This is a genomic window from Clostridium sp. AM33-3 (assembly GCF_003480315.1).
Lineage (GTDB): Bacteria > Bacillota > Clostridia > Lachnospirales > Lachnospiraceae > Brotaphodocola.
This window is the reverse complement of sequence record NZ_QUIV01000009.1, coordinates 116,376-128,958: the sequence shown is the minus strand read 5'-3', so window position 1 is coordinate 128,958 and position 12,583 is coordinate 116,376. Positions and strand designations below refer to the sequence as shown.

18 protein-coding genes and 1 pseudogene are annotated in these 12,583 nt (G+C 37.4%); 17 read left to right on the top strand and 2 right to left on the bottom strand.

Annotated features, from left to right (window positions below; all coding sequences use genetic code 11):
- Positions 1 to 506: 506 nt before the first annotated feature.
- Both DW819_RS15930 and DW819_RS07500 read right to left on the bottom strand, forming a co-directional pair.
- A complete protein-coding gene (locus DW819_RS15930) occupies positions 507 to 689 on the bottom strand; it encodes a hypothetical protein (protein WP_243025675.1) in 183 nt (60 codons plus the stop codon).
- A gap of 53 nt (positions 690 to 742) precedes the next feature.
- Positions 743 to 1,216 carry a hypothetical protein gene (locus tag DW819_RS07500; protein WP_118732759.1) on the bottom strand — a complete coding sequence of 158 codons (474 nt, stop codon included), beginning with the start codon at positions 1,214 to 1,216 and terminating at the stop codon, positions 743 to 745.
- 90 nt (positions 1,217 to 1,306) lie between these two features.
- On the opposite strand from DW819_RS07500, the gene DW819_RS07495 reads away from it, so the two are divergent.
- The 17 genes and pseudogenes from DW819_RS07495 to DW819_RS07410 all read left to right on the top strand — a co-directional run bounded on the left by DW819_RS07495 (position 1,307) and on the right by DW819_RS07410 (position 12,206).
- Positions 1,307 to 1,504: a ribbon-helix-helix protein, CopG family gene (locus tag DW819_RS07495; RefSeq protein ID WP_118732758.1), complete on the top strand. Its 198-nt coding sequence runs from the start codon at positions 1,307 to 1,309 to the stop codon at positions 1,502 to 1,504.
- Between the two features lie 725 nt (positions 1,505 to 2,229).
- Positions 2,230 to 2,625: a hypothetical protein gene (locus tag DW819_RS07485; RefSeq protein ID WP_147353165.1), complete on the top strand. Its 396-nt coding sequence runs from the start codon at positions 2,230 to 2,232 to the stop codon at positions 2,623 to 2,625.
- Between the two features lie 17 nt (positions 2,626 to 2,642).
- Complete coding sequence (locus DW819_RS07480) at positions 2,643 to 2,981, top strand: TnpV protein (protein ID WP_118732755.1); 339 nt, start codon at positions 2,643 to 2,645, stop codon at positions 2,979 to 2,981.
- 80 nt (positions 2,982 to 3,061) lie between these two features.
- A complete protein-coding gene (locus DW819_RS07475; RefSeq protein ID WP_347560186.1) occupies positions 3,062 to 3,493 on the top strand; it encodes a transcriptional repressor in 432 nt (143 codons plus the stop codon).
- A gap of 33 nt (positions 3,494 to 3,526) precedes the next feature.
- A complete protein-coding gene (locus DW819_RS07470) occupies positions 3,527 to 3,826 on the top strand; it encodes a hypothetical protein (protein WP_243025673.1) in 300 nt (99 codons plus the stop codon).
- Between the two features lie 103 nt (positions 3,827 to 3,929).
- Positions 3,930 to 4,931: a metal ABC transporter substrate-binding protein gene (locus DW819_RS07465; RefSeq protein WP_118732753.1), complete on the top strand. Its 1,002-nt coding sequence runs from the start codon at positions 3,930 to 3,932 to the stop codon at positions 4,929 to 4,931.
- Between the two features lie 8 nt (positions 4,932 to 4,939).
- Positions 4,940 to 5,617: an ABC transporter ATP-binding protein gene (locus DW819_RS07460; protein ID WP_118136249.1), complete on the top strand. Its 678-nt coding sequence runs from the start codon at positions 4,940 to 4,942 to the stop codon at positions 5,615 to 5,617.
- On the top strand, positions 5,605 to 6,453 hold the full coding sequence (locus DW819_RS07455; protein ID WP_182432589.1) for a metal ABC transporter permease: 849 nt from the start codon (positions 5,605 to 5,607) through the stop codon (positions 6,451 to 6,453). The genes DW819_RS07460 and DW819_RS07455 overlap by 13 nt, the downstream gene beginning before the upstream one ends.
- Complete coding sequence (locus tag DW819_RS07450; RefSeq protein ID WP_118732751.1) at positions 6,450 to 7,061, top strand: hypothetical protein; 612 nt, start codon at positions 6,450 to 6,452, stop codon at positions 7,059 to 7,061. Before DW819_RS07455 ends, DW819_RS07450 begins: the two co-directional genes overlap by 4 nt.
- Before the next feature lie 569 nt (positions 7,062 to 7,630).
- A complete protein-coding gene (locus DW819_RS07445) occupies positions 7,631 to 7,843 on the top strand; it encodes a DUF6219 family protein (RefSeq protein ID WP_117649891.1) in 213 nt (70 codons plus the stop codon).
- Between the two features lie 3 nt (positions 7,844 to 7,846).
- The gene (gene bcp, locus DW819_RS07440) at positions 7,847 to 8,302 is read left to right on the top strand and encodes a thioredoxin-dependent thiol peroxidase (RefSeq protein ID WP_118543348.1); all 456 of its coding nucleotides are present in this window, start codon (positions 7,847 to 7,849) and stop codon (positions 8,300 to 8,302) included.
- Positions 8,302 to 9,054, top strand: coding sequence for a peroxide stress protein YaaA (yaaA, locus tag DW819_RS07435; RefSeq protein WP_118732750.1), 753 nt, complete (start codon positions 8,302 to 8,304; stop codon positions 9,052 to 9,054). Before bcp ends, yaaA begins: the two co-directional genes overlap by 1 nt.
- 125 nt (positions 9,055 to 9,179) lie before the next feature.
- Positions 9,180 to 9,575: a transcriptional repressor gene (locus tag DW819_RS07430; RefSeq protein ID WP_118732749.1), complete on the top strand. Its 396-nt coding sequence runs from the start codon at positions 9,180 to 9,182 to the stop codon at positions 9,573 to 9,575.
- Complete coding sequence (locus DW819_RS07425; protein WP_118732748.1) at positions 9,568 to 10,185, top strand: flavin reductase; 618 nt, start codon at positions 9,568 to 9,570, stop codon at positions 10,183 to 10,185. The genes DW819_RS07430 and DW819_RS07425 overlap by 8 nt, the downstream gene beginning before the upstream one ends.
- Positions 10,186 to 10,205: 20 nt before the next feature.
- Positions 10,206 to 10,748: a rubrerythrin gene (gene rbr / locus DW819_RS07420; protein WP_118732747.1), complete on the top strand. Its 543-nt coding sequence runs from the start codon at positions 10,206 to 10,208 to the stop codon at positions 10,746 to 10,748.
- Between the two features lie 50 nt (positions 10,749 to 10,798).
- A pseudogene (locus tag DW819_RS07415) lies at positions 10,799 to 11,640 on the top strand (L-lactate dehydrogenase); the annotation flags it as partial.
- Between the two features lie 23 nt (positions 11,641 to 11,663).
- On the top strand, positions 11,664 to 12,206 hold the full coding sequence (locus DW819_RS07410) for a transposase (RefSeq protein ID WP_347560184.1): 543 nt from the start codon (positions 11,664 to 11,666) through the stop codon (positions 12,204 to 12,206).
- Positions 12,207 to 12,583: the final 377 nt, after the last annotated feature.

The window sequence follows — 12,583 nt, the reverse complement described above, 5'->3', positions numbered from 1 at the left end:
AACTGAGTAATTTTATCTTACATCAGTTTGGAGGTTTACACAAACTTTGGGATACTCCCGTCAAATTCAAGTTTGTTGAACCAAATAAAAGTGGACTTGACTTATTAACATCCCAAAAGCAATGTGTTTAAAATTTAAATGCATCGCTTTTGGGATATTCTTTTTAATGCTTTCTTCGACTTCTTCACACCATAATTCTTTGGTTTCCTTATACTGTTCTGTTAATATTCAACGATAGCATTAGTATGCATTTTCTTCAAAGTAAATGTGGATTTTTTCGCAAACATAGCTTACCAGATAAGCAACAAAAGGAAAGATGATGAAGCATACTGCCTTGTTCAATTCTCCGATTTCTCCAAACGGAATACCGCTCTTGAAAGCACAAAAAGACTGATACAGATAGTAAACTCCTGCAATCAGTCCGAAAGAAGAAATGTAGCCAATCCCTTTTGCTACAAAAGAAACTGCATGAAACGCAATGGATAGTGGCGTGTAAATAATCGTTCTCAATCCACTGAAAATAGAAACAAAAAACATGTCTCGTTTTTCTTTTTTTTGAAATTTTTCTTTGACTTCTCATATTCTTCATCTGTCTGAACGGTACCAAATCCTAACTCGGTAAACTTCCTACCAATTTCCCTTGCAAGCCGTTCCTCTCGTATTTCATCATCATAGTTGTAATTGTTCATATTCACACCTCATAATCGTTCATCGAAGCACATATCGTATGAGTTTCCAATTTCTAATCTTCCCCAGTGATAATACGCAGAATCAGATTGTTGATTACTTTATTCTCTTTAATGCTTTCTTCGACTTGTTCAAGCCACATTTCTTCGTTTTCTTTATCAAACGCTTCCAGTTCGGCACGCTGTTCTGGCGACAAGTCCTTGTATCGTTGCTCAAAATATTCTGCACGTTCTTCAGGGGTTTCCTCTGGGTCTGTGAATCCTGCGATATCTGTCGGGAATGTATCTGGCACTAACTTTCCTTGTCTTGTCAGCCAAGCTAAGGCATCAATGAATCCCATCATGTACGTAAGGCGTTCTTTTGACGTTAAATAGAAGTTCTCTGTCTTTAGGTACTTTGTACGGGGAGACTGTCGAAACGCCTTGTAAAGCCCCTTATCGCTTTCTAAGAGTATTCTAAGACCGTCATGGTACTGCTCGTAGTTTTCAAGTACCATACTTTTCAACGTGTATAATTCGTCTGAGTTCATTTCAATCCCTCTAATATAATTTATAACATAAATTATAACATATAAATCACATCTATGAAAACATAAAATTTAACATAGAGGTGATTTGGCATGAAAGAAGAAAAATTAGTATTACATCCTAAAAGAACAAAAGGAGATGATGGGTATAAAACATTCTCCGTGCGATTGAAAGAGGAAACTGTAGAGAAACTGGATAAAATATCAGCCCAAACAGGGCATAGCCGAAATGAATTGATTGGCATTTTTTTAGAATATGCAGCCGAACGCTGTGTCATTGAAAACAAGTGACAATCTATGCACAATAAAACCTGTGCTTGCAATATGCTTGCAAAAAACTTAAATAATGCATATTTTAGAGACAATGTAGAAAATGATGATGTGAAAAACACTGGATTTAACTTGTTTTTATTTAAAGATACAATTGTAAAAATCGAGTTTGAATAAGACATTCCCCGCAAACCCTTGTAAATGATGTGCTACCCGTCAAGTAGATAAATTAAATAACGAAATTTTTCTTCCCCGGTACAGTTCATGTACCGGGGTTTCTATATGGGATCAAGTTGGAGTATGACGTTACTGGAATCGAGATTCCATTCCAGCAGGTGGATGGGAATGTGAAACATTAACAGTCGGAGGTCTGAAAGAACAACAGCCGGATGATAGATGCCATATCCTGGATCAGGGGTTCTTCCAAACGGCTGCTTTTGCAGGCAAGTACAATGGGACGTTTCCATAAAACGTTTTCAATCGAACAGATAATAGGACGGGTATATTCATCTGGAAAAGGGATTTTAAGATATTCTTCGGAAGAAAAGGTAACCCCAAAACCGGATCCAGCACATAAGTAAGCTGCTTCGCTGTTTCCAAGATTGAAAACGCTTTTAGGGTGGATCTGGTATTTGGAAAGAAGCAGTTTTGTGAAACGACTAAGTCCATATGCCAATTTCCCATAGATAAACACCTGGTCATTTATGTGGATATTGATGGATAAACTCCAGAAGCAGTCACAGGAAATGAAACAGGCACAGCAGGAGATTTCTTCCATGAAGAAGCAGTTTTCCGAAACAAAGGGATTTTTCAAAGGAAAAGAACGGAAGTCTTTAGAGAGTAAAATCAAACAGACAGAGAAACTGAAGAAGCGGATACACACGGATATGGAGCAAAATGTAAAACAGGCAGGCTATCCAGATGTTCAATCTTTTGCAAAGGCATATCACAAATCAGAGGAGCTGATCCGGGAATATAACAAGGATCTGCGAGAGTGGAAGAATCAGACAGCACAGAAGAAGAAACAGACATCAGACCCGCCGACAAAGATAAGTGTGCTGAAAAAACTGCACAGCTATCAGCAGGAAGGCAGACAGCAGTCGAAGCGGACAAAGAAGAAATCCAGAGACATGGAGCGATAAGAAAGGTGGAACAGATTATGAAGAAAACAATTTTTGAAGAAATGGGTGGCACTTATATCAGACATGGGGATTATTTTATCCCTTGCCTTACTTTGCCGGACGAAGAAGAATCGAGATTTATTGGAGTATGGGGAAAAAGACATTTGCGGTATTTGAAGGAATACCGCAGGAATGTATATCTTGATCTGCTCATGAGTTGCAGACTGAACAGTTATCTGGCAGATATAGAAGAACAGGCCCAGGGAATTACGGAGCAGTTGAAGGCGGATAATGCCTGGGAATGGGGTGGAAGAATGAATAACATACAGGCATGTGCGAGGGAGATTGTGAATAGAGAACTTATTTATCAACAATAAAATGAAAACGATTTTCAAATTATATTGACAAAATGGAATTATGTGATAAAATGAAAATGGTTTTCAAATTGAGAAGCGAGGTGATTGATTTGGCGAAAGCACCATACAAGACAAAGCAAATGACCGAATTACTTACTTTTTTGAAATCAGTTCAAGGCAGCCATGTTACCGTAAATGACATTTGTGAATATTTTCAGAAAAAGGGGATATCCATTGGAACAACAACTGTTTATCGCCATCTGGAGAAAATGGTCGAAGAAGGTCTGGTTGCTAAATATGTTGTAGACGGAATCAGCAGTGCCTGTTTTGAATATATGGGCAGCCATGAAAAAGAAAATCAGATGGTATGCTATCATTGCAAATGTGAAAAATGTGGAAAGCTAATTCATTTGCAGTGTAATGAAGTGGAAAGTCTGAAACAACATATGATGGAACATCATGGTTTTGAGATGGATTCTCTGCGTACAGTATTTTATGGAATATGCAGTGAATGTAAGAAAACACAAAATTAAAAACACAGTGTGATTGTGGGAAAGGAGAAACAAATGAATACGAAGAAAAAAAGAGTATTTTCAATGGCAGTATGCATTTTATTCATATTTGTTACATTTGCTTCTCTTTTCTATATTGTAAAAGAAGAAAATCATTACTGTACAGGCGAAGACTGTCCGATTTGTGCCAATATTCATCAAGCAGAGCAGACATTAAGGAATGTAGGTAATGGTACGATTACGATTGCAACCATAAATCCGATGCTGATATTGTTTGCACTATTGATAACAGGTCAGTTTTTAATTGTTTCTGATACATCTCTTGTAAGTCAAAAGGTAAGACTAAACGATTGAATAAAACTTTTTTATAAAGCAGAAAGGGTAGTCCTAAGGGTGTACCTTTCTGTTTTTGTACCCTTTTTTAGAAAAGTTAAGATAAAAATGGAGGTTTTATTCAATGAAAAAATATATTTCTATTCTTTTAGCAGCAGTTATGGCAGTATGCTGCCTTTCTGCTTGCGGTCAAAATAATTCCAATACCAATACACAGGCAAAAGATAATAATGATAAGCAGGTTAAAGTTGTTACAACCGTATTTCCAGAATATGACTGGGTAAAAGAGATTGCAGGAGATGAAGTATCTAACATGGATCTTACGATGCTTCTTGACAATGGAGTAGATCTGCATAGTTATCAGCCTACTGCGGATGATATTATGAAAATTTCTGATTGTGACCTTTTTATTTATGTTGGCGGGGAGTCAGATGCATGGGTAGAAGATACATTAAAGGAAGCTGTTAATAAAGATATGAAAGTCATAAATTTATTAGATGTGCTTGGAAGCAGTGTAAAAGAAGAAGAGGTTGTTGAAGGCATGGAAGCAGAGGAAGAAGAGGCGAAAGATGGAGCCGAGGAAGAAGCGGAATACGACGAGCATGTATGGCTTTCTTTAAGAAATGCAAAAGTTCTTTGCAAGGCAATCGCTGATGATCTTGCTGAAATAGATACTGAAAATGCGAATACTTATCAGGAAAATGAAAAGGCTTATGCAGATAAACTGGATGAACTGGATAAGAAGTATCAGGAAACAGTAGACTCAGCTTCACAGAAGACACTGTTATTTGGGGATAGATTTCCGTTCAGATATATGGTAGATGATTATGGATTAAGTTATTATGCAGCTTTTGTTGGATGCTCAGCGGAGACAGAAGCCAGCTTTGAAACAATTACGTTTTTAGCAGGAAAGACAGACGAACTTGGATTAAAAAATATCATGACAATCGAAAAGTCTGACCAGAAAATTGCGAAAACAATTATTGAAAATACAAAAGAAAAAAATCAGGGTATTTTAACATTAGATTCTATGCAGTCAACGACATCTGATGATGTGAAAAAAGGAGCGACTTATTTTTCAATTATGGAAAATAACTTAAATGTTTTGCAGGAGGCATTGCAGTAGGAGGAGCTATGGAACAGATTATCTGTCAAAATCTGGCGATTGGATATGATGGAAAAGTACTGCTGCAAGATATCAACTTTTCTGTGAAAGATGGAGATTATCTTTGCATAATCGGAGAAAATGGATCTGGTAAATCCACCTTGATGAGAACATTGCTAAACCTGCAACAGCCCATTCGTGGAAAAATCACGTTTGGAGCTGGAGTAAAGAGCGATGAAATCGGATATTTACCACAGCAGACGATAATACAAAGAGATTTTCCTGCATCCGTGAGAGAGATTATTCTCTCCGGATGTCAGAATCGTGTAGGCATGCGACCATTTTATAACCGATCAGAGAAAAAACGTGCGAGTGAAATGATGGAAAAGCTACAGATTACAAATCTGGCAAATCGATGCTATCGGGAATTGTCAGGAGGACAGCAACAGAGGGTTTTACTTGCAAGAGCACTATGTGCAACAAAGAAAATATTATTATTAGATGAGCCGGTATCTGGTCTTGATCCGAAAGTAACGGATGAGATGTACCGTATTGTTGAAAAAATAAACAGGGAAGATAAGATTACGATTATTATGATTTCTCACGATATAAAAGCAGCCATGAAATATGCCAGCCATATTGTACACATTGGAGAAAAAGTATTTTATGGAACGAAGCAGGAATATGAGAGAAGGTGTACTGTTTGATTGATAAATTGATTTTTTATTTTCAGTACCCATTTGTGAGGTATGCTTTGATTGTTGGTGTGTTGATCGCACTCTGTTCTTCTTTGCTTGGTGTTACTTTGGTATTGAAGCGTTTTTCTTTCATAGGAGATGGTTTATCTCATGTGGCATTTGGAGCTATGGCGGTAGCATCCGTTTTGAATTTTACAAATAATATGATATTTATTTTGCCTGTAACGGTTATTTGTGCGGTTTTGTTATTGCGGACAGGACAGAACACAAAGATAAAAGGAGATGCAGCGATTGCTATGATTTCGGTAGGAGCGTTGGCAATCGGCTATCTGCTGATGAATCTGTTCGCTACGGGTCCAAATCTTTCAGGAGATGTGTGTAGTACATTGTTTGGATCAACGTCCATATTGACATTGACAAAAGAACAGGTGGTATTATGTAGCATCTTGTCAGTTATTGTAGTGGTTGTTTTTGTTATATTTTATTATAAAATTTTCTGTGTTACATTTGATGAAACATTTGCAAAAGCTACGGGAATGAAAACCGATTTTTACAATCTGTTAATTGCTGTTATTACAGCGGTGATTATTGTTCTTGCAATGAATTTAGTCGGTTCGTTGCTGATTTCTGCACTGGTGATATTCCCGGCATTGTCGGCAATGCGAGTATACAAGACATTTTTTAGCGTTACGATATGCTCTGTTATACTATCGGTAGTTTGTGCAGTGGTTGGGATTTTATTGTCTATTCTGGCAGGAACTCCGGTAGGATCAACGATAGTGGCAATCGATATTGTAGCATTTATGGTTAGTTGTGCTATTGGAAAAATAGGAGGACGCTCATGAAAAAGTTGATTAAATATATGGTGCTGTTCTTGTGTATTTTACTGATGACGGGATGTAGTAATAAAAAGAGTGTTGGTGGGAAAAATATCACTACGGCAAATTCTGTTAATAAGATAATAAATGAGCAGATAGATAATGAAAATAAAGACAAAACAACGGACAATGAGAATCTATCGCCGAGTGACGAATTAAGCAAGGAAACTGAAAGTACTATAAAAGACACAGAAGATATTCAAAAAACGAATGGAATTGTTGATTATGACCTTACGCAAATGAGTAGTGATCTGGTATATGCAACAGTATACCAGATGATGGTTACACCTGAAGAATACGAAGGAAAAATATTCCGAATCGATGGAAATTTTTATGCTACATATTACGAGGCTACAAAAAAATATTACTTTTATTGCGTTATTCAGGATGTAACTGCCTGTTGTGCTCAGGGAATGGAATTTGTATGGGGAGATGGCACACATATTTATCCAGAGGAGTATCCGGAAGATAATGCAGAGATTGTAGTTGAAGGAATCTTTGAAGCGTATAGGGAAGAAGGAGATGGCAATCTGTATTGCAGATTATCTGATGCAACATTACAGAACGAAAATTAAAAACATGTTGATTTTCTAAGCAAAGTTGTTATAATCTGTATCGGAACATATTGCTATTATCCACAGTTGTTCAGGCGATGTTATCAACAGCGATAACAAAATGATACCATTAGCTTATACAGGCAGAATAATATGGACAAATCAAAGAATGAAAAGAAAGGCAAATACGATAGCAAATAATCTCTAAACAAAATTGATTAGTAGCTGTCGAGCTTGAATAACGGACAGAACGCCGGAGATGCTGATAAAATGGGCATTTCCGGCCTTCCTTTTATATAGTCTTATAATATCATATATTAGACTATATTTCCAGAAAAAGCCTTCTGAAATGTCGACATTTCAAGTGGGTTCAGTGGTCATTTTCAAGGAACAGGAGCGCAATTACCGGCCGGAACCACACAACCAATTACAAAAAACAAGGAAATCAGCCGTGAGAGTTGGTCCAATATAGGCCGTGTTTTAACCATAATATTCTGAAAAATTTATAGGAATGCGCTATTATCAAATTGACACAGGAATGTGGCAGAGTATAATTACAATTGAATACACTGAAAAAATGGAGGAATTACATGAAAGCACATAAATATTGGTCAGTTGGAGCATTAATTACAATGTTTGGGACTTATTACACTGGATATAAAAAGCTAAAATCAAGTCATAAATACTTTGCTTTAAGTTCTATGTTATGTATGGTAATGGCGATATATACAGGTCATAAAATGATTACTGGGAATAGAAAAGAAAAGGCAAAAAAAGAGAAAGTTACAGATAGGGAGGAATAAATAATGTTGGAAGTAGGAATTAAGGCACCTGATTTTGAGTTGCCAGATCAAAATGGGAAAATACATAGATTATCGGATTATACAGGAAAAAAAGTGATTTTGTATTTTTACCCAAGGGATAATACACCAGGATGTACGAAGCAGGCATGTGGTTTTTCCGAGAGATACCCTCAGTTTACCGAAAAAGGTGCAGTTATTCTTGGAGTCAGTAAGGATTCTGTAGCGTCTCACAAGAGATTTGAGGAAAAATATGGATTGGCATTTACACTTTTAGCAGATCCAGAGCGAAAAGTTATTGAAGCTTATGATGTATGGAAAGAAAAGAAAAATTATGGCAAAGTATCTATGGGAGTAGTAAGAACCACATATCTTATTGATGAACAGGGGGTTATTATAAAGGCAAATGACAAAGTCAAGGCTGCAGATGATCCTGAAAATATGCTTAAGGAATTAGATTAATGAAGATAATATTATCCCCTGCTAAAAAGATGATTACAGATACTGACAGTATTGAACCGGATGCATTGCCTGAATTTATTGAAAAGACGACAGAGATACAAAGTTGGTTGAAAAGTAAGTCAAAAGAGGAACTGAAAGGCATTTGGAGATGTAATGACAAGATTGCAGAACAAAATTTCAATAGATTGGGAAATATGAATCTTTATCAGATGCTCAGTCCGGCTGTTTTATCATATGAAGGAATTGCTTTTCAATATATGGCACCATCTGTGTTTGAAGATATGCAGCTTGAGTATGTGCAAAATCATTTGAGAATATTGTCTGCATTTTATGGTTCTCTGAAACCAATGGATGGTGTGACACCTTATCGTTTGGAAATGCAGGCAAAGATCAGGATTGGAGATGCCAAAAATCTGTATGAGTACTGGGGTGACTTGTTATACCGCTCAGTAATAGATGACAGCAGGATTATCATTAATCTTGCATCAAAAGAATACTCAAAATGTATAGAAAAGTATTTGACACCACAGGACAGATATATTTCGGTTACATTTTGTGAAGCATCTGGAGATAAAATGGTAACAAAAGGTACATATGCCAAGATGGCTCGTGGTGAAATGGTCAGATTTATGGCAGAAAATAATATTGAGAATCCGCTGGATATTAAGAAATTCGACAGACTTGGTTATTCATTCCGTTCTGATTTATCATCAGAAACTGAATATGTTTTTGAACGAAAAATAAAACAATGATTTAGATAAAAGATGCTCAGCATGGGCATCTTTTAATAATAATGAGAATTATTATTATGTTATTGATAATATAATAATGATGATATATAATCCTTATTAAGAACAAATCCTAATAAGGTGGACTGATGACGAGTAGGAGAAATACCATTCAAAAAGATCTTGTAAGAAATGCCGTATATGAAATGAGAAGACATGTTACAGCAAATGAAGTGTATGAATTTATAAAAGCAGCATATCCTACGATCGGAAAAGGAACTGTATATAGAAATCTTGATATATTGGTAGATGAGGGTTCGTTAAGGAAGGTTGAAGTTCCGGATGGACCGAATAGGTTCGATTTTTCGTTGAAAAATCATTACCATGTCAGGTGTGCAAAATGCGGTGAGGTTTCAGATGTGGATATGGATGAAATACCGGATTTGCTGGAAAGAATTCATAACACGCATGGAATCGAATTTTTGGATTATGATATTTCATTTAAAGGTATTTGCCCAAAATGCAGGGAGGAAAAAAATGGATAGGAAAGCAATGTATAATTTGAGTTATGGATTGTTTGTACTGACTGCCAGGGAAGATGAAAAAGACAATGGATGTATTATTAATACAGCCATTCAGGCAGCTTCAGAACCGAACCAGTTAAGTATCTGCGTCAACAAAGCAAATTACACGCATGACATGATTCAGAGAACTGGAAAATTCACAGTATCAGTCTTAAGTCAGAAGGCACAGTTTGAATTGTTCAAATATTTTGGCTTTCAATCAGGAAGGGATACCAATAAATTTGAAGCATTTGAAAAGTGTGCTAGAGGTACAAATGGTATTTATTATATTACAGAAGGTACAAATGCATACATTTCTGTAACAGTTAATAAAACGGAGGACTTAGGATCACATACAATGTTTATCGGTGAGATAACAGATATGGAAGTTTTAAGTAATGTTCCTTCTGTCACATATGATTATTACCAGAATAATATTAAACCTAAGCCACAGGCAGTCGGAAAAACCGAGGATGGGCAGACAATATGGCGTTGCAGAATTTGTGGATATGAATATGTAGGAGAAGAATTACCGGATGATTTTATATGTCCGTTATGTAAGCACCCAGCATCAGATTTTGAAAAAAAGTAAAGAAAACGGAGGAAAAAGAAATGGTAGCAAACAAATACGTAGGAACACAGACTGAGAAAAATTTACAGGAGGCATTTGCAGGGGAATCGCAGGCAAGAAATAAGTATACCTATTTTGCTTCTGTAGCGAAAAAGGAAGGCTACGAGCAGATGTCAGCATTGTTTTTAAAAACTGCAGATAATGAGAAAGAACATGCAAAGATGTGGTTCAAGGAATTAGCAGGAATTGGTGATACAAAGGAAAACCTGGCGGCAGCGGCAGAAGGCGAAAATTATGAGTGGACAGATATGTATGAAGGCTTTGCTAAAACAGCTGAGGAAGAAGGATTCCCTGAGCTTGCAGCAAAATTCAGGGCAGTAGGTGAGATTGAGAAGCACCATGAGGAAAGATATCGTGCACTTCTTAAGAATATTGAAACTGCTAAAGTTTTTGAAAAGAGTGAAGTTAAAGTATGGGAATGCCGCAACTGCGGACATATTGTGGTAGGAACTAAGGCACCTGAAATATGTCCGGTATGTAATCATCCACAGAGCTATTTTGAAGTACATGAAGAGAATTATTAAGGGGATGAGATTATTACGAAGAAGAAAGTGATTAATTCAAAAAAGCAGTAATGATAGGCTGCGGCTTTGTTGGTTCTGCATCGGTATTTGCCCTGATGCAGAGTGGCTTGTTTACAGAGCTTGTTCTTATCGATGTAGACAAGAACAAGGCAGAGGGAGAAGCAATGGATATCAGTCATGGTATTCCGTTTGCCAGTCCGATGAAGATATATGCTGGAGATTATGATGATGTAGCTGATGCTGAAATTGTTGTCATATCTGCCGGAGCGGGGCAAAAACCTGGAGAGACAAGGCTTGATCTAGTAAATAAAAATGTAGCAATATTTAAGTCAATCATTCCTGAAATAGCAAAGAGAAATTTTGCAGGTATCATGCTTGTAGTAGCGAATCCGGTAGATATTTTGACACAGGTAGCCATAAAGTTATCAGGACTCCCGGAAAACAGGGTTATTGGATCGGGGACAGTGCGCGATTAAGATATAAGTTTGGTGAGTATTTATCTGTGGACAGCAGGAGTGTTCACGCATTTATAGTAGGTGAGCATGGAGACAGTGAAGTTGTAGCATGGTCATCAGCCAATGTATCCGGTGTTCCATTGAGTGAAATGTGTGAAATGCGTGGACATTACAAGCACAAGGAAAACACGGCAGAAATAGCTACAGCAGTCAAGAACAGTGCTTATGAGATTATAAACAAAAAGCACGCTACATATTATGGAATTGCAATGTCTGTAAAAAGAATCTGCGAAGTGATTATGAGAGATGAAAAATCAATACTCCCGGTATCGCATATGATTCATGGAGTATATGACGTTGACGGAGTATCGTTAAGTATGCCGGCTATTGTAGGTGCAGAGGTATCGAAATGAATTATAACACACAGAACGCAAAAATTGCATCCATAACTGAAAAAACTTTGATTGTAGGAATCGATGTCGGCAGTGAAACTCATTATGCCAGAGCATTCGACTGGCGGAATTATGAGTATACGAAGAAACCGCTGGAGTTTAGCAATACAGAGGCTGGTTTCCTGACATTTAAAGCATGGATGGAGGATCTTGCAGAAAAGCATGGAAAAAACGTTGTGATTCCCGGAATGGAGCCAACAGGACACTATTGGTTTGCATTGGGAAAGTTCCTGCAGGACAACGGAATGAAGCCTGTGCATGTAAATCCGCACCATGTTAAAAAGTCAAAAGAACTGGATGATAACAGTCCAAGCAAGAATGACCGAAAAGATCCCAAAACAATCGCAGCGTTGGTAAATGAAGGAAGATTTTCTTATCCTTATATACCAACCGGTATTTACGCAGAGATCAGAAGCCTGTCGAACCTGCGCTTCCAGACGCAGGAAGAACTTACCCGAATAAAAAATCGGATTGCCAGATGGTTTTCTATGCATAGGGAATCAAAACTGGGAGAACGTCCACGAAAGTGCCAGCAAGAGAACCATTGCTAATCAAGTCAGTAAGATGAATTACAAAGAATGAGCCAGTAGTCGGCAGGAATATTTTCCATAGGGCAAGACCCTGTAAAGGAGCTAAGCTGACACCCTGGTTATGGACAGGCGGAACGAAGGAAGTTAGGACTCCTGCAGAAATGCAGGATGATCCTGGTAGATACGGGAGGTGCGCTGCCGCAGATGGAAGGGCATACACAAGGCCATGTAAAACACTCCAAAGAAGACGTTTTACTTTCGTATACCCAAAACCAGCTATTTTCGTACCAGATACAGGAAAATGTCCATCACCGTGGCTCATTTATCTGAGAGTAACTAATAAAAATCCCTTATATTTTAAGGGAAAACGCTTGACTTAATAGGGAGGAATGACCGTT